Genomic DNA, 17,623 nt, shown 5'->3' on the forward strand with positions numbered 1-17,623 from the left:
ACTCCCGTCATTCCGGGGCTCGCGCAGCGAGAACCCGGAATCCACTTCACCACCGTGCCTGCGGCCCAATGGATTCCGGGCCTGCGCCTCACGGCGCATCCCGGAATGACGGCATTCTCACGCTGCCACCAACTTCGTGAGCAATAGGGCTCTTCCAGCAACCATCCAACTATGCGAAACTCGCACCGTGGATATCCGCCAACTGCTCAAGCTCCTGGTCGCGCTGCTGGTGACGGCAAGCCTGACCCTGGCGCCGCTCGCCACCCCGGCCGCGGCGGAGCATATGCTGTCGTCCGCTGGCATGCAGATGGCGGACGATCAGGACATGGCGGACATGCCCTGCTGCCCGGACAAAGAGAAGAGTCCGGCTTGCCGGGATTGTCCGCTGGTTGCGATCTGCATGATGCAGGTCATGCTGGCCGGCCCATCGACCAGCATGGTGGACGTGATCCGACGGCCGGGCGAACAGCTCCGTCCGCTCAACGACATCATCGCTGACGGGCTGGCGCGCCCACCTCCCGACCACCCCCCTCGAACTTTGGCCTGACCGGCGTCACGGCGCCGAGCGCTGCCGCGTGGCTTGAGACGCCGCGCGGATGACACGTGCTGCGCGAGCAGCAGACCAAAGCAATCGAGGAATGGAAAAATGAAATCGTTCAACACCACGCGCGCCGTTTCGGCGGCGCTCATCGGCATGGCCATGCTGGGCCCGATCGGCACCGCGCGGGCCGAGATCAAGGACTACGAATTCCAACTGGTCGATCAGACCGTCCAGGCGGGAGCGGACAAGATCATCACGGTTCGGCTGGTCAACAAGAAGACCGGCAAGCCGGTGCCGGATGCCGTGATCTTCGCCACGCGGCTGGATATGGCGCCCGACGACATGCAGGAGATGGCGACCAAGGTCACCGCCGTGCCCGGCGGCGAGCCAGGACTGTACAAGTTCAAGGCCACCCTGGGCATGGCCGGGCGCTGGCAGCTTTCGCTCGGCGCCAAGGTGCAGGGCGAAACCGGCGCGGTCGAAAACAAGCTCGTCGTCACGGCGCAGAAATGACCCGCGCCATCGTGATCGGCGCCGCCGCTGCGACCTTCGCAGCGGCGGGTCTCGCCATTTTCGCCGGCGGACTTCCGTCGAAGCTCGCGGGTTACACCGTCTCACACGCGGTCGCCGCCGAAAGCGGCGCGCCTGCGAACGCCCGCAAGATCAAATACTACCGCAACCCGATGGGGCTGCCGGATACCTCGCCGACGCCGAAGAAGGACTCGATGGGGATGGACTACATCCCCGTCTACGACGGCGAGGAGACCGACGACGGCTCGATCAGGCTGTCGCCGGGCCGGATCCAGCGCACCGGCGTCAAGTCCGAGCCGGTGATGCTCCATATCGTCAGCACACTGGTGCGCGCACCGGGGACGATCCAGCTCGACGAGCGCCGCGTCTCCGTCATCGCCATGCGCGCCGAAAGCTATGTGCAGAAGGTCGCCAATGTGACCACCGGCAGCCGGGTGACAAAAGGCCAGCCGCTGATGGAGATCTACAGTCCTGCGGTCTCATCGGCCGCCGCCGAATATCTCGCGACCATCACCTCGAAGACCACGGCGACGATCGAAAGCTATGGCCGCGGCTCGCGGCAGCGGCTGATGAATCTCGACGTGCCGGAAGCCGCCATCGCGACGATGGAAAAGACCAAGGCCGTCCCGATCGTGATCGAATGGTCGGCGCCGCGCGACGGCATCGTGCTGGAGCGCAATGCGATCGAGGGCATGCGTGCGCAGCCCGGCGACGTGCTGTTTCGTGTTGCCGACACCTCGCTGGTCTGGGCGGTGGTCGACGTGGCGGAACGCGATGTCGGCGGCGTGGCTGTCGGCCAGCCCGTCACCGTGCGCGCCCGTAGCTTTCCGGGCCGCACTTTCGCCGGCAAGGTCAGCGTGATCTATCCGCAGGTCAACCGGGAGACGCGCACCGTCCGCCTCCGGATCGAACTCGATAATGCCGACCTCGCGCTGCTTCCCGACATGTATGTCGATGCTGAGATCGAAGTCGGCAGCCAGAACCCCGTGATCGCCGTACCCGACAGCTCCGTGCTCGATACCGGCAGCCGGCAGACCGTCATCATCGACAAGGGCGGCGGCCGGTTCGAGCCGCGCGAGGTCAAGGTCGGACATCGCGGCGGCGGCTATGTCGAGATCACGGAGGGTGTCAGCGAAGACGACATCGTCGTGACCTCGGCCAATTTCCTGATCGACGCCGAGAGCAATCTCAAGGCGGCACTGAAGGGCTTTTCCGATGCACGCAGTGTGCATGAGACATCCTCGACCAGCGGCATGGGAGGACAGCCATGATCGCCCGCCTCATCGCCTGGTCGGCACGTAACCTCGTGCTGGTGCTGTTCGGCACCGGCTTCGCCGCGGCGGCCGGGCTCTATGCGCTCCTTCATCTGCCGCTCGATGCCATCCCTGACCTCTCCGACACCCAGGTGATCGTCTACACGGAATATCCGGGCCAGGCGCCGCAGGTGATCGAGGACCAGGTCACCTATCCCTTGACATCAGCGATGCTGACGGTGCCGAAGTCGAAGGTCGTGCGCGGCTTCTCGTTCTTCGGCGTCTCCTTCGTCTATGTGATCTTCGAAGACGGCACCGACATCTATTGGGCGCGCTCGCGCGTGCTCGAATTCCTCAATGGCGCATCCTCGCGCCTGCCGGCCGGCGTAACGCCGACGATCGGGCCCGACGCGACGGGCGTCGGCTGGGTTTACCAATACGCCGTGATCTCGAAAGAGCTGAACCTCGCCGACACCCGCACGATCCAGGACTGGAATCTGAAATTCGCGCTCGCCAAGGCCGAGGGCGTCGCGGAGGTCGCCAGCATCGGCGGCTTCGTGAAGCAGTACAACGTGATCCTCGATCCACAGCGGATGCGCGACCGCGGCATCACCATGCAAAGGATGCGCGAGGCGATCCGCGCCAGCAACGCCGATGTCGGCGGCCGCACCGTCGAATTGTCCGAATTCGAATACGTCATCCGCGGCAAGGGCTACATCAAGGATGTCAACGACCTCGGCAATATCGTGCTCAAGGCCACCAACGGCACGCCGGTGCTGCTGCGCGATGTCGCCCGCGTCGAGCTCGGCCCCGACGAGCGGCGCGGCATCGCCGAGCTCAATGGCGAAGGCGAGGTCGCCAGCGGCATCGTACTGCAGCGCTTCGGCGTCAACGCGCTCGACGTCATCGAGAACGTCAAGAAGCGTTTCCAGGAGATCGCGACCAGTCTGCCGAAATCGGTCGAGATCGTGCCGGTCTACGACCGCTCGAACCTGATCAATGCCGCCATCGATACCTTGAAGCACACGCTGGTCGAGGAGAGCATCGTCGTCGCCGTCGTCTGCATCGTGTTCCTGCTCCATGTCCGCAGCGCGCTGGTCGCGATCCTGATGCTGCCGGTCGGCGTGCTGATGGCATTCGGCGCGATGAAGCTGCTCGGCATCGGCTCCAACATCATGAGCCTCGGCGGCATCGCCATTGCGATCGGCGCCATGGTGGATGCCGCCATCGTCATGATCGAGAACGCCCACAAGCATCTCGAGCGAGCGAAGCCCGGACAATCGCGCATCGCCATCCTGATCGATGCCGCCGCCGAAGTGGGTCCGGCGCTGTTCTTCAGCCTGTTGATCATCACCGTCTCCTTCATGCCGATCTTCACATTGGAATCGCAGGAGGGCCGGCTGTTCAGCCCGCTCGCCTTCACCAAGACTTTCGCGATGGCGGCCGCCGCGCTGCTGTCGGTCACGCTGGTGCCGGCGCTGATGGTGATCTTCGTCCGCGGCAAGATCGTTCCGGAGCACAAGAATCCGACCAACCGCTTCCTGATCTGGATCTATCGGCCCATCATCAAGGGAGTATTGCGTGCCAAGACGCTGGTCGTGCTGCTCGCGCTCGCCGTCCTCACTGTGACGGTCTGGCCGGCGCGCCAGCTCGGCACCGAATTCATGCCGAACCTGAATGAAGGCACCCTGCTCTACATGCCGACCACGCTGCCCGGCATCTCCGTGACAAAAGCCGCCGAGCTGATGCAGATGCAGGATCGCATCATCCGCTCGTTCCCCGAAGTTGCCTCGGTCTACGGCAAGGCCGGACGCGCGGCGACCGCGACCGATCCGGCGCCGACCGAGATGTTCGAGACCATCGTCAACCTCAAGCCCAAGGAGCAATGGCGGGCGGGAGTCACCGTAGACAGCCTGATCGCGGAGATGGACAAGGCGCTGCAGTTCCCAGGTGTCTCCAACGCCTGGACCATGCCGATCAAGGCGCGCATCGACATGCTTTCGACCGGCATCCGCACGCCGATCGGCGTGAAAGTCGTTGGTACCGACCTGGTCGAGATCGATCGTCTCGCCAAGCAGATCGAGCAGGTTCTGAAGGCAGTCCCGGGAACATCATCGGCTTATGCCGAGCGCGGCATCGGCGGCTATTATCTCGAGATCACGCCGGACCGCACGGCGCTCGCGCGCTACGGCATGTCGGTCCAGGACGTACAGGATACGATCGCAACCGCGCTCGGCGGACAGACGGTGACGACGACAGTCGAAGGCCGGCAGCGCTTCACCGTCAATATGCGCTATCCGCGCGATCTCCGTGACAATCCGAAGGCGATCGGGAGCGACGTCCTGGTGCCGATGCCGGCGGGAGGCGCGGTGCCGCTCGGCGAGGTCGCGACCATCCAGCCGGCACGCGGGCCGACCTCGATCCGCACCGAGAACGGGCAGCTTGCGACCTACATCTATGTCGACATCCGCGACCGCGACCTCGGCGGCTACGTCACTGAGGCGCAGCATGCGGTGCAGGCAAGCGTCCAGTTTCCGCCGGGCTATTATGTGATCTGGAGCGGCCAGTACGAATATCTCGAACGCGCGATGGCCCGCCTGAAGATCGTCGTGCCGGCAACGCTCCTGATCATCTTCCTCCTGCTCTACCTCAACTTCCGCTCGGTCACCGAGACGGGCGTTGTCATGCTGTCGCTGCCTTTCGCGCTGGTCGGCGGTCTCTGGCTGATGTGGTGGCTCGGCTTCAACCTTTCGGTTGCCGTCGCGGTCGGCTTCATTGCGCTCGCGGGCGTTGCCGCCGAGACCGGCGTCGTGATGCTGATCTATCTCAACCAGGCGCTGGCCGAGATCAGGGAGCGTCGCGCCGTCGAGGGACGCGCGTTGACTAGGGCCGACCTGCGCGATGCCATCATGGAAGGCGCGGTCGAGCGCGTGCGGCCGAAGATGATGACCGTGGTTGCGATCATGGCCGGACTGCTGCCGATCATGTGGAGCACCGGCACGGGCTCGGAGATCATGCAGCGGATCGCGGTGCCCATGATCGGTGGCATGGTCTCCTCGACGCTGCTGACTCTGATCGTGATCCCCGCGATCTTCGGCATCATCAAAGGCTTCGGCCTGCCTTCCGACGATCAGGATCAATCACTGCCGCTGGCCGCAGCACCGGCAACGGCGAGCAAGGCGCGCGTTCCGGAGCCGGCCGAATGATGCGAGCCGAAGCGCGCGCCTGACCTCATCTTGCCAGCGGCTTCCCCGCCGTCTCGGGCGCCATCGCGATGAAGGGCAGGCCGACCACGTAGATCAGCGACAGCAGCGAGATCGCGAGCGGATAGCTCCCGGTCTTTGCGGCGAGCGCGCCGATCAGGGTCGGGCCGGCCGCGCCCAATACGCGTCCCATGCTGAAGGCGAAGCCGGAGCCGGATCCCCGCAGGGCGGTCGGAAACATCTCCGGCAGCCAGATCGTGAACAGGCCGAACACGCCGTTGGTGAAGAAGCCGAGCACGGGAAGCAGGACCAGGAACAGCGCGAGATTGTCGAGACGCGCGATGGCGATCTCGTAGCTCACCACCACCGAGATCAGCGAGCCCATGAAGAACAGCACCGCCGTCCGGCGGCGACTCGCGAGATAGCCGGTGATCCAGGGCATCAGCAGGCAACCGGCCAGCGTGCCGACATTGGTGATGAGACCGGCCACCGCGCCCATCTGCTGCGCATGGGCTGGCGTTGCGCCCGCCGCGGTGAGCTTGGTGATGATGACCGTCGGCGCCCAGAAGTTGGATGACCATAGGCCGAAGATGATGCAGGCCATCATCAGCGCTGCCGCCCATGTGGTGCGCGCTTGCGCGCCCGAGAACAGCGCCGCAAGCGAGGTCTTCGTCTTGGATGCGCGGCTGTGCGCCGGCTCAGGAATATTTCTGCGCAAGTACGCGATCAAGAGCGCCGGCAAGATGCCGAGCATGAACATGCCGCGCCAGCCGAGCAGGCTTCCCCCGATCAGCGTGACGGCTGCGGCGAGAAACAGTCCGGTCGGCGTTGCCGTGTGCAGCCAGCCGGCGAGCCGCACCCTTGTGTGTTCGGGCACGGATTCCTGCAGTAGCGGCGTGCCCGCCGCCCATTCGCCGCCGACACCGAAACCGGCCATGAAGCGAAACAGGGCGAACATGACGACGCCGGTCGCAAGGCCGCACAGTGCCGTGAACAACGAATAGACCAGCACCGTCCAGCACATGATCCGGACCCGGCCATAGCGGTCAGCCGCCCAGCCCCACACCATCGAGCAAGCCCAGCCGAGCATGAAGATCGAGAACAGGAGGCCGCCATAAATGCCGATATTGGCGTGATTCGCCTCGATCCCGCTCGCCGGCAACAATTCCGAGAGCGCGCCGACCAGGATGTAGCTGTACATGGAGGAGTCGAAGCCATCGAGCATCCATCCGAACCAGGTCGCCCAGAACACTTTCCTGGGCGATACCGCCCCGCCCTCCGCGACCTCCGACGCTATCGTCTCAACGGCACTCTCGGTCATGTTTCCTCCACGTTTCTTTTTCGGGCGGACTATGACCGCGTTTGTACGATGCGACATCTCCGGCAAATGGGACGGAGGCATCTTGTGGGAGAATGGCAGCGGGCTGCGACGCCGTGCGCAAGCGAGCGCGATTTTTTCGAGGGGACCGGGACGCAATAAAGCAATATACAGGCCGTGAACAAAGTCGGCGCCGGGTTCGTTGTATCGACAGCGGCGCAGCAAAGGTGAAAGCGAGACGGCCGTGCGAAGGATTGAAGACCAGGGTTTCCTGCTGCTGCTGTTCGTCGTCACCCTGGCGTTCGCCTGGATCCTGCAGCCGTTCTATGGCGCGGTGCTCTGGGCCATCGTCGTGGCCGTCATCTTTGCGCCGGCCAACCGGAGGATATTGAGATCGGTGGGCGGAAGGGAGACCCTCGCCGCCTCGATCACGGTCCTGCTTATCATCGCGATGGTGCTGCTGCCGCTCGCGATCATCGCGACCTCCCTGGCTCGAGAAGCTGCCGGTCTTTACGCAAAGATCCAGTCCGGGGAGTACAACTTCTCCGCCTACGTCCAGCGGGTTTTCGATGCGCTGCCTGCGTGGGCGACCGGCTGGCTGGATCGCTTCAATCTGGGCGATCTTTCGGCCCTGCGCGAAGCGTTGACGTCCGGCCTCATGAAGGGCGGACAGGTCCTGGCGCCTCAGGCGCTCAGCATCGGGATGAACACATTCGACTTCGTGATCAGCCTGGGCATCATGCTGTATCTTCTGTTTTTCCTGTTGCGCGACGGCAAGGCAGTGGCTGATAGGATCAGAGAGGCCGTTCCACTCGAGGCCGATCGGAAGTCCGCGCTGTTCACGCGCTTCGCCGATGTCGTCCGCGCCACCGTCAAGGGTGGCGTGCTGGTCGCGATGGCCCAGGGCGCGCTCGGCGGACTGGCGTTCTGGTTCTTGGGCGTTCACGCGCCGATCTTGTGGGCCGTGCTGATGGCGTTCCTGTCGCTATTGCCGGCGATCGGCGCCGGACTGGTCTGGATCCCTGTTGCCATCTATTTCCTGGCCACCGGCGCCATATGGCAGGGCCTCGGTCTTATTGCCTATGGCGTGCTCGTCATCGGCCTGGTGGACAATCTGCTGCGTCCCTTCCTGGTCGGCAAGGGCACCAAGCTGCCCGATTACGTCGTGCTGATCTCCACGCTGGGCGGAATCGAAGTCTTCGGTCTGAACGGCTTCGTCATCGGCCCGTTGATCGCCGCCATCTTCATGGTGAGCTGGGAAATCTTCGCCACATCGAGGCGGACGTCAGGCGATAACGCGTAGCGCGTAGGATGGGTAGAGCGAAGCGAAACCCATCATTCATGCCGCTTGCTCCATCGCGATGGGTTTCGCTTCGCTCTACCCATCCTACTCCTTGTCTCGCTACTCCGCGGCCACGGCGATAGGCACTCTCCCCTCGTCACTCAGCCCGGCAAACCGGCGCAAGGCTTCGGCCATCCGTACACGTCCGCTGACGCCGGTGATGATCACGTCGACCATGGTGAAGGAACAGTGGAAGTGACCTCGCGCGTTGAGCTGCTCGACCGGCACGCCGGCAGCGGCGAGCGCTTCGGCATACGCCATGCCCTCGTCACGCAGCGGATCGAACTCGCAGGTCACCACGAAGGCCGGAGGCAAGCCCTCCAGCTTGCCGCGTAGCGGCGAGGCGCGCGGATCGGTGCGGTCGCCGGGCGAGCAGTAGAGATCCCAGAACCAATACATCAGCGAACGCGTCACGAAATAGTCCGTCGCATTCTCGGCATACGAGGGCCTTTCGAACGTACAGTCGGTGACCGGGGTCAGCAGGAGCTGGCCCGCAATCTCGGGGCCGCCGCGATCGCGCGCCAATTGGCAGGTGACCGCCGCGATGTTGGCACCGGCACTCCAGCCGGCGACCAGCACCGGTCCTGGCGCACCGCCGAGCTCGGCCGCATGCTCGGCAATCCAGCGCGTCGCGGCAAAGCCGTCCTCCGCTGCCGTCGGGAAGCGGTGCCAGGGCGCATGCCGATAGCCGACGCTGACGAAGATCATTCCGCTGCGCCGGCACATGTCGCGGCAGAACGGTTCGTCCGATTGCTCGTCGCCGAGCACCCAGCCGCCGCCGTGGAAATAGACCACGACCGGATGCGGTCCCGGCGTCGCCGGCCGATAGAGCCGATAAGGCAGCGGACCGTCATTGCCGGGAAGCGTGCCGTCGACGATCTCGCCGACCGGCCGGCCCGCGGGACGGCCCTTGTTGAACTCGTCGAGGAAGTCGCGCGCGCCCTGGGCGCCGAGGGACTCGATCGGCGGCAACTTCATATCCGCCAGCATGTTCAGCACCAGCCGCACATCCGGCTGCAGGCGAACGACCTCGCCGTCATTGCATTGCTCGGCAACGTTCGGACCCGTGAGCTTGAAGCCGAGCATGCCGCGGCTGACGATCTCGTTGCAGATGCTGCGATACGGGCCGACGCCGCCGGTATAGGGCATCACGCCGCGCGCCTTGCCCGGAACGTTCGCGCCCGTGTACCAGGTGTTGGCGAGCCGGTGCAGCGTGACCGTCGCGCAGTCGGCCATGTGCCGCGCCCAGCCGGCCTGCGCCGTCTCGGTGGCTTCCATCGTGGTGAAGCCCGCTTCGCGCAATGCGGTCAATCGATCGACCACCCAGTCGATGTGCTGCTCGATCGACACCGCCATGTTCGACAGCACCGACGGGCTGCCCGGCCCCGTGATCATGAACAAATTGGGAAATCCGGCAACGGTGAGCCCGAGATAGGTCTGCGGTCCCTGAGCCCAGACGTCGGACAGCGATTTTCCATCACGCCCCGTGATCGGATGCACGGCCTTGATGGCGCCGGTCATCGCATCGAAGCCGGTGGCGAACACGATCACATCGAGATCGAAGCTGCGCTTGTCGGTCGTGATGCCGGTCGCGGTGATCTCCTTGATCGGCTCCTGCCTCAAATTCACTAGCGTGACGTTGGGACGGTTATAGGTGGCGTAATAGTTGGTATCGAGGCAGGGACGCTTGGCGCCGAACGGATGATCGTGCGGAGTGAGCGCCTCGGCCGTATCAGGATCCTTCACGGCCGCACGGATCTTCTCGTGAATCAGTTCGCTGACCAGCGCGTTCCCATCGACGTCCACGCCCTGGTCGGCCCAGAGTTGCGTGAGCACGTGAACGAGATCGCCGGCGGCCCACGCCTTTTCGAAGCGCTCGCGCCGCTCGGCATCGCTCAACTGCCAGCTGACGACAGTTTGCTGCGGATATGGCACGCCCGTGAGCGACCAGCGCGCCTGCTCGCGGTAGCCGGCGCGATCGCCCTCCAGCATGGAAAGCCGATCAGCCGGCCGAGGGCCGTTGTGCGCGGGCAGTGCGAAATTCGGCGTGCGCTGGAAAACTGTGAGATGCGCCGCCTGCTCCGCGATCAACGGGATCGACTGGATCCCCGACGATCCCGTGCCGATGACCGCGACGCGCTTGCCGGCAAGATCGACGCCGTCATGTGGCCAGCGGCTGGTGAAATAGACGTCGCCCTTGAACTCCTTGACGCCATCGATCTCCGGCGGCTTGGGCGACGAGAGACAGCCCGTGGCCATGATGTAATTGCGGCAGGAGACGGCTGCGCCATTGTCTGTCGTGAGCAGCCAGCGTTCGATGGACTCATCCCACATCGCCGCCGTGACTTTGGTGCCAAAGCGGATATGGCGCCTGAGATCATAACGATCGGCGACGAAGCCGAGATAGCGCAGGATTTCAGGCTGCGTCGCGTATTTCTCCGACCATTGCCACGCGCGTTCCAGCTCCGGATCGAACGTGTAGCTGTAGTCGATGGTCTGAATGTCGCAACGTGCGCCGGGATAGCGGTTCCAGTACCAGGTTCCGCCGACGTCGCCGGCCTCCTCCAATGCCACCGTCGTGAAGCCGGCCTTGGCCAACCGGTGTAAGAGATAGAGGCCCGCAAAGCCGGCCCCTACCACTGCGACGTCGACCTGTTGCGCCGTGCCGTTTGTCGCCTCAGAAGCACGTGCTGCAACCATTGCGTCTGGCATGCCATCCTCCCGTGCATTTGATTTTTCGTGAGGCTACATCTGCTTCCCTCGGCTTGTCATCGGACAATTCAATCTTTGGTTGGTGCGCTGCAGCTACTCTTTGTTCTTGTTGGGAAACAGTCGAGCGCGATGACAGACCCTCATGGTGAGGAGCGCGTCTTCGCGCGTCTCCGGACGATGCTTCGCATCGCCTTGAGAACCATGAGGCGCCGATCTCGCCCGGAACTCATCCCTCGAGACGGCCGCAGTGCGGCCTCCTCGGGATGAGGTAGAAGCCGTGGCCCGGATTGGACTTAACGTTGGTGAACCGGCGCCGTCAGCGAGCCCGGCGCAGCATTGGAAACAGCGGCGGCGATGCCCCTACCTGGATCGTGCCGAGGACCTCGAAGCCGTGTCGCTGATACAGCGGGATGTTGGCCGGGTTGGTGGATTCGAGATAGGCCGCGACATGATCCCGATCGAACAGCCGAACGGCGTCCCCCAGCAATGCCCCACCACGGCCTTTGCGTCGATGCGCCGGATCGACGCCGATCAGCGGTAGATACCAATGAGTTTCCTTGGGATGATAGGCCGCCATCCCTTCGAAAACCGCAGCCATCTCGGACTCTCGCCCGGCCGGCATGGTCGCTGCGAGCGCCGCCTCGTCGGGTTCGATGCCCGGCGGCAGCCACAGTGCCGCGCCTGCATAATCGTCGACACAGCGCGCCGTGTCCTGCTCAAAGGCGCGGCCGCCGAATGCGCGCACCAGGGCCGGGAAAGATGCGAGATACTGATCCGGATCCGGATAGGCCCAACGCGTCACCGGATCGGCGCTGAAGGCAAGCACCAAAACGGAAATGGCCCGCTCGATATCGGCGGGCGCAACAGCAGTTACGACGGGACCAGAAACTGCGTTCGCCGGACTCATCACAACACCTCCATCGCGGCCCCATTGCCAGGTTCAAGACCAACATCGAACCACAAATCTGGGGCGTCAATCGGGAGAGGCGGTCAACAAGACGTGCGTGAGAGCGTTTTCGAGCGAAGTGGAAACCGGTTCGCGTGAAGAAAACGCGTCAAAACAAGAATCTAGAGCTTCGGTTCTGATGCAATCAGAACCGAAAATGCTCTAGCGGTTCGTCCGCGAAATGCGCGTCGGCGACGCGGAAAACCGCGTCGCCTCGCCAAGGATTCAGAAACTAACCGTCAGCCGGCCGTTGATCGAGCGCCCCGGCCCTTTGACATTGTAGCCATAGGCCGCCGACGATCCCATCATCGAGACCACCTTGTAGTCGACCAGATCGGCGCCGCCGAGCGGCAGGTAGTAATTCTGATCGAACAAATTGTCGATACCGAGATCGATCCGGACGTGCTGCCATTGATAGCCGGTGCGCAGATTGACCAGCGCGTAGGAAGGCGTCGTCAGTTCGTTGTGAACCTGGCTGACCTGGTCCTTGGAGCCGACGAGCTGCAGTTCGATGCCGTTGGTCCAGCCGCCAATTGCGTGCTCGAACGCAAGCTTCGCGTTGATCGGCATCACGTGGTAGAGGTCGACGCCGTCCTGCCGCCGGCCGCGCACATAGCCGAGCGTTCCGCGCAGCTCGCCCCGGCCGTAGCTCGCATTGTCCCACAAAGCGAGCCGGCCTTCGAGGTTCACGCCATACAGCGTAGCGTCGTGGTTGGCGAAACGCAGATAGACGAAGCCAGTGGTGGCGGTGAGGTTGTCCGGATTGTTGGCAAGGCAACTGCCGGTCGCGCAGCGATCGACGTCGATATAGTCCTGGACGTAGCTCGCATAGGGAGTGACGCTGAAGCTCCAGATCTTGTGCGCCGGATCGTGCCAACCTGCGGTGAAGCTCACCGTGTGCGCCTTTTCCGGCTTCAGGTCGAGATTGCCGACATAGCCGTTGCCGTCGCCGAACCACCCGATCATCTGCATGGCCATGGCGTTGGTCGACCAGGCATAGCGTTCGTAGAGGTTCGGCGAGCGTGTCTTGCGCGCAAAGCCGAGTTCGTAATGGCTGAACTGATCGGGCTCATAGCGCACCAGGGCGGAGCCATCGAAATGAACGTCGGTCCGGGCCCGATCCTGGGCATTGAAGGCGGCGGCATCCGCGCCATACATCATCGCATTGTACCCATGGACGTCACCGGTGTTCATCCACACCACGTCGTTGCGCAAGCCGACGATGGTGGTCCAGTTGCGGTCCCAGTGCCGCTCCCATTCGGCGAAGGTGCCGACGCGGTCGCGCTGGCCACCATTGAGGTTGATGAAGCTGTTCGGCCCCATCATCATCGAGCCCGCAACCGGATCCCACCAGTCGTCAATCCGGTTGAGCGTCAGCTCATTGCCGACCCGCAGCAGGTCGATGTTGGACGCCGCGAACGTGGCTTTGACGGCGTATCCGCCATCGATCCCATCGGTGTCCATCGGCATCTCGCCGGTCTTGTCCGGCGCAATGAAGCCCATCGTATGCCGGATCTGATGGACGAACGCGCTGGCCTCCAACTTGCCCCAGTCGAAGTCTCCTTCGTAACGGCCGTTCGCGTACAGGCCGCGGTTGTAGACCATGTCCATGTACTGATTGACGTAGCCCTGATAGGGGATGAACTGGCCGCCGACCTGGAACGTGAACAGGTTGCCAAAGGTACGCTTGGAAATGCTGAGCGCGTGGTTCTGGGTCTCGTAGAGCGTCGATTTGATAGTGCTGCCGTCGCCCGCCTTGTAGTTGCCGGAGCGCACCCAGCCGCCGGTGTAGGTGACGCTGGTGTCACGGTTGGCGAGCGTTGCAGTGGCGTCGACGCCGTAGGCATTGCCGTTGCTGCGGAAGAAGCCTGAGACGGTTGCGGTCGATAGCCACCCGGACGGATCGTTCGCGAACACAGGAGGCGCGGTCGTGACATCGATGCGCGCCCCGATGTAGTCGCCGCCGGTGCTGACCGGCGCGATGCCGAGATAGGCCCGCATCTTCGCGATCATGGTGGGATTGACGAAAGACAGCGGCGGATTCATTTCGTTCGGACATGCGGGGCTGATCAACATGCTGTTGATCGCGACCTGGACCCGGTCGGCGCCGAACCCGTTGATCGCGGGCAGGCTCGACACGCCGCCGGCACCCCACACTGCGCCTCCCGGCAATTCCGTGACGAGCGAAGCTGAATCGCTGGTCGACAGACCCCGATCGAACGCGGTCCGCGCCGTCACGGTCGCGTTGCCCGCAGGCTGCGCCGGATTCTCGGCCGGGCGCTGGGGTGCCTCCGCGAGATGGCCCGCCGCGGGACCCGACGGACGACGCGCATTCGATCGTTGATGCACGGAATGTCGTCGATGCGGTGCGGCAACGTCGACCGGGGGAAGCGTATGGGCCGACTGTGCCGCGACGCTCGTCACGGCCGGCGGCGCCAGCGTGATGGTGGCGGTCAGCGCCGATGAGATGAGGGCGCTGGACAGGTAGAGAGTGGATCGGCCAAGGCCGGACGAAGGCTTGCTCATGATGATAAGGACTCGGGTGTGGCGCGGCATCGCCGCGCATAGGGGTGACGCCCCTGCCCGGCGATCGGGCCGGACAGGCAAACGAAATCGGGACATGCCTTCGCGCGCCGTCGAGGACGGCGATCGAGCGATGCGTGTTGGTTGAACGAAAAGGCGTCGCGCTTCGATGAATTGTCGAAGCGGTGGCGCCGGCTCGCCTTACGACATCGAAGGCGGTGCGCGCGCCTGCGTGTTGGAGCCTGCGCGGGAGGCTACATCGGTATGTCTGCGCGCGTGCCAGACCATCCGGACCGGTTGCCGATATGGCGTCGCGAACACGATGGCCTGCGGCGCATCAAATGACGCATTTGCCTGAGCCGCGCAGCAAATCAGACAGGCGATGCCATGCGCGCGCTGGCTGGCATCTCGATTGGCGTTTGCTGCCGACGCGACTGAATCGCTGTGACAGATTTCAGCGAAGCCGACCGGATCGGAAATGGCGATGGCCGCAGCCCAGCAGGTGGCGATCGGCGCCAGAACCTGAACCGCCAGCGCGATCAGAACGATCGGAAAAAATCTTTGCAACCGCTGCCGCATCAGCCCCACCCCATCAAGTTCCTAACACCCGAGGGTTTCAGAGTCGAGATAAGGCATTTCGGCCACCGCATTTCCTCGTCGCGAATCTACGTGTCGCAGATCGGCAGGGAGGTATCTTTGATCTAGCTCACACTGCCGGCAATTGAGAGTATTGCCGACACCGCATGGCGAGCCGGTTCGCTGCATCAGGCCACCGCCAAATTGGCCGCGGAGCGCCGAGTGGCGCGGAACCGGTCGGAACTATCAGATCAAGGATTCGTCAGGACTACCGACGCATCGCGGCATCGATTGACATGGCAGGCCGCAAGGAGTTTATTTTGTCTTCCGGGGATTAAGCGATCTCCCCGCGAGGCGACATGCCCAAGCATCGCGTCCTTAACTTATGAGGGACGCAGCATGTCTTCATACACATCCATTTCCCCTGACAAGCTTTCACGACGGATCGGCACCGCAAGTGCGCCTGTCCTGATCGATGTCCGCCTCGATGAGGACTTCGCGGCGGACCCGCGCCTGATCCCGGGCGCGACGCGCCGCTCGCATCTCGACATCAACGACTGGGCACGAGAGCTGGCCGGACGGTCGGCCATCGTCATCTGCAACAAGGGCGAGAAGCTCTCAGAAGGCGCCGCCGCCTGGCTCCGTCACAACGGCATCGCGGCGGAAATCCTGGAAGGCGGCCATCTCGGCTGGAAGCAGGCGGAACTGCCCACCGTGCCCGCCAACAGGATTCCACGGCGTGACGGGCGCGGTCGCACTGTCTGGGTGACGCGATCGCGGCCGAAGATCGATCGCATCGCCTGCCCCTGGCTGATCCGCCGTTTCGTCGATCCCGCCGCGGTCTTCCTGTTCGTCGCACCTGCGGAAGTGGTTGCGGTCGGCGAGCGCTTCGCGGCAACGCCGTTCGACATCGAGAATGTGTTCTGGAGCCACCGCGGCGAACTCTGCACGTTCGACGTGATGGTGCAGGAATTCGGCCTGTCGACGCCTGCACTGGAGCGGCTGGCCGTCATGGTGCGCGGGGCCGACACCGCGCGTCTCGATCTTTCTCCGGAGGCGTCGGGCCTGCTCGCGGTCTCGCTCGGCCTGTCGCGCATGTACGACGACGACCTCGAGCAGCTCAACGCCGGCATGCTTCTCTACGATGCCTTCTACCGCTGGTGCCGCGACGCAACCAAGGAGACCCACAACTGGCCGACCAGCAAGGTGAAGCCATGACCGCGCTCACCGCCGAATCGAAGGCCACTTCGCACAACGAGGTGCACGGCATCTCTTTTGCCGATGCGCTCGTTGTCTGGCTGCGCGTCGCGATCCTGAGCTTCGGCGGCCCGGCCGGGCAGATCGCGGTGATGCATCGTATCCTCGTCGAGGAGAAGAACTGGATTTCGGAAGCGCGCTTCCTGCACGCGCTCAACTACTGCATGCTGCTGCCCGGACCGGAGGCGCAGCAGCTTGCGACCTATATCGGCTGGCTCCTGCACCGGACAGTCGGCGGGATCGTGGCGGGAGGCCTGTTCATCCTGCCTGGCGTTTTCGCCATCATGGCGCTGAGCTACATCTACGCCGCCTACGGCAATGTCGGCTTCGTCGAGGCGCTGTTCTTCGGCCTGAAGGCGGCGGTGCTCGCCATCGTGATCCAGGCGGTGGTCCGCGTCGGCAGGCGTGCGCTCCGCAATCCGGTCATGGTTGCGTTGGCGGCGATCGCCTTCATCGCAATCTTCTTCTTCGGGGTGCCGTTTCCGGTCATCATCGTTGCCGCCGCCATCACCGGCTTCGTTGGCGCGCGGCTCGGAAGGCCGGAGTTCGCAGCCCTCGAACACGGCGGAAAGAGTTCTGCCGTGATCGACAGCATGCTCGGCGAAGCTGTGCCGGATCACGTCCGGCCGAATGCCGCGCGCACCCTGCGTGTGGGCGCGGCATGGCTTGCGCTCTGGCTTGTTCCTGTCTTCGCCTTGCTTATCGCCCTGGGACCGAGCGATGTGTTCAGCCAGATAGCGATCTTCTTCAGCAAGATGGCGATGGTGACGTTCGGCGGGGCTTACGCCGTGCTGGCCTACGTCGCGCAACAGGCCGCCGAATACTATCACTGGGTAACCCCGCGCGAGATGCTCGACGGCCTCGGAATGGCAGAGACCACGCCGGGGCCGCTCATCATGGTGGTCCAGTTCGTAGGCTTCATGGCCGCGTTCCGTGAGTCGAGCGGGCTGTCCCCGATGCTGGCCGGCACACTCGGCGGATTGCTCGCGACCTGGGTCACTTTCACGCCGTGCTTTCTCTGGATCTTCGTCGGGGCGCCCTACATCGAGGCGTTACGCGGCAACAAGGCGCTCGCCGGCGCACTCTCGGCGATCACCGCCGCGGTCGTCGGCGTCATTCTCAATCTCTCCATCTGGTTCGCGCTGCACACGATCTTCCGGCAGACTTTTCCGGTGCAAGGCTTCGGTCTCTTCTTCGATGCGCCGGTACTGCGCAGCGTGGATTGGCCGGCGCTTGCGCTGTCGCTCGCGGCGGCGACTGCGATTTTTCGCTTCAATGTAGGAATGCTTGTCGTCCTCGCAGCGTCCTGCATCACCGGCGTCCTGTGGCGCCTGACTGGCATCATCTGACCGAAGCGCATGTGGCGGCGAGCCGAATGACGATAGCAGTAAACAATGGGCTGGAGGCACAAGCTGGGAGCA

At 63.9% G+C, this 17,623-nt stretch carries 13 protein-coding genes; 8 read left to right on the forward strand and 5 right to left on the reverse strand.

Annotated features, from left to right (window positions below; all coding sequences use genetic code 11):
* The first annotated feature begins 187 nt into the window (after positions 1–187).
* The 4 genes from AC5ZGW_RS00230 to AC5ZGW_RS00245 all read left to right on the forward strand — a co-directional run bounded on the left by AC5ZGW_RS00230 (position 188) and on the right by AC5ZGW_RS00245 (position 5,531).
* On the forward strand, positions 188–547 hold the full coding sequence (locus tag AC5ZGW_RS00230) for a hypothetical protein (protein WP_130227450.1): 360 nt from the start codon (positions 188–190) through the stop codon (positions 545–547).
* Positions 548–646: 99 nt separating this feature from the next.
* Positions 647–1,054 (forward strand): FixH family protein, encoded by a 408-nt coding sequence (locus AC5ZGW_RS00235; protein ID WP_130227451.1) that lies wholly within the window; start codon positions 647–649, stop codon positions 1,052–1,054.
* A complete protein-coding gene (locus AC5ZGW_RS00240; RefSeq protein ID WP_130227452.1) occupies positions 1,051–2,343 on the forward strand; it encodes an efflux RND transporter periplasmic adaptor subunit in 1,293 nt (430 codons plus the stop codon). The genes AC5ZGW_RS00235 and AC5ZGW_RS00240 overlap by 4 nt, the downstream gene beginning before the upstream one ends.
* Positions 2,340–5,531 (forward strand): efflux RND transporter permease subunit, encoded by a 3,192-nt coding sequence (locus tag AC5ZGW_RS00245; protein ID WP_245474833.1) that lies wholly within the window; start codon positions 2,340–2,342, stop codon positions 5,529–5,531. The genes AC5ZGW_RS00240 and AC5ZGW_RS00245 overlap by 4 nt, the downstream gene beginning before the upstream one ends.
* A gap of 25 nt (positions 5,532–5,556) precedes the next feature.
* Here the strand turns inward: AC5ZGW_RS00245 and AC5ZGW_RS00250 are convergent, their stop codons facing one another.
* A complete protein-coding gene (locus AC5ZGW_RS00250; RefSeq protein WP_130227453.1) occupies positions 5,557–6,849 on the reverse strand; it encodes an MFS transporter in 1,293 nt (430 codons plus the stop codon).
* A gap of 241 nt (positions 6,850–7,090) precedes the next feature.
* Here AC5ZGW_RS00250 and AC5ZGW_RS00255 point away from each other — a divergent pair, with 241 nt between their 5' ends.
* The gene (locus AC5ZGW_RS00255; RefSeq protein WP_130227454.1) at positions 7,091–8,149 is read left to right on the forward strand and encodes an AI-2E family transporter; all 1,059 of its coding nucleotides are present in this window, start codon (positions 7,091–7,093) and stop codon (positions 8,147–8,149) included.
* 99 nt (positions 8,150–8,248) lie between these two features.
* On the opposite strand, the gene AC5ZGW_RS00260 is transcribed toward AC5ZGW_RS00255, so the two are convergent.
* The 4 genes from AC5ZGW_RS00260 to AC5ZGW_RS00275 form a co-directional block, all read right to left on the reverse strand.
* Positions 8,249–10,900, reverse strand: a complete 2,652-nt coding sequence (locus AC5ZGW_RS00260) for a flavin-containing monooxygenase (RefSeq protein WP_130227455.1) — start codon at positions 10,898–10,900, stop codon at positions 8,249–8,251.
* Between the two features lie 316 nt (positions 10,901–11,216).
* Positions 11,217–11,807 carry a GNAT family N-acetyltransferase gene (locus AC5ZGW_RS00265; protein ID WP_130227456.1) on the reverse strand — a complete coding sequence of 197 codons (591 nt, stop codon included), beginning with the start codon at positions 11,805–11,807 and terminating at the stop codon, positions 11,217–11,219.
* A gap of 264 nt (positions 11,808–12,071) precedes the next feature.
* Positions 12,072–14,372, reverse strand: coding sequence for a TonB-dependent receptor (locus tag AC5ZGW_RS00270; protein ID WP_130227457.1), 2,301 nt, complete (start codon positions 14,370–14,372; stop codon positions 12,072–12,074).
* Positions 14,373–14,570: 198 nt separating this feature from the next.
* The gene (locus tag AC5ZGW_RS00275; protein WP_349645094.1) at positions 14,571–14,918 is read right to left on the reverse strand and encodes a DUF2946 family protein; all 348 of its coding nucleotides are present in this window, start codon (positions 14,916–14,918) and stop codon (positions 14,571–14,573) included.
* On the opposite strand from AC5ZGW_RS00275, the gene AC5ZGW_RS00280 reads away from it, so the two are divergent.
* The 3 genes from AC5ZGW_RS00280 (at position 14,814) to chrA (ending at position 17,551) form a co-directional block, all read left to right on the forward strand.
* A complete protein-coding gene (locus AC5ZGW_RS00280; protein WP_165435331.1) occupies positions 14,814–15,074 on the forward strand; it encodes a hypothetical protein in 261 nt (86 codons plus the stop codon). The two genes, AC5ZGW_RS00275 and AC5ZGW_RS00280, sit on opposite strands and share 105 nt — an antisense overlap.
* A 270-nt stretch (positions 15,075–15,344) precedes the next feature.
* Positions 15,345–16,163 (forward strand): chromate resistance protein ChrB domain-containing protein, encoded by an 819-nt coding sequence (locus AC5ZGW_RS00285; protein ID WP_130227459.1) that lies wholly within the window; start codon positions 15,345–15,347, stop codon positions 16,161–16,163.
* The gene (gene chrA, locus AC5ZGW_RS00290) at positions 16,160–17,551 is read left to right on the forward strand and encodes a chromate efflux transporter (protein WP_130227460.1); all 1,392 of its coding nucleotides are present in this window, start codon (positions 16,160–16,162) and stop codon (positions 17,549–17,551) included. The genes AC5ZGW_RS00285 and chrA overlap by 4 nt, the downstream gene beginning before the upstream one ends.
* Positions 17,552–17,623: the final 72 nt, after the last annotated feature.

The organism is Bradyrhizobium sp. Crot121, assembly GCF_059512385.1.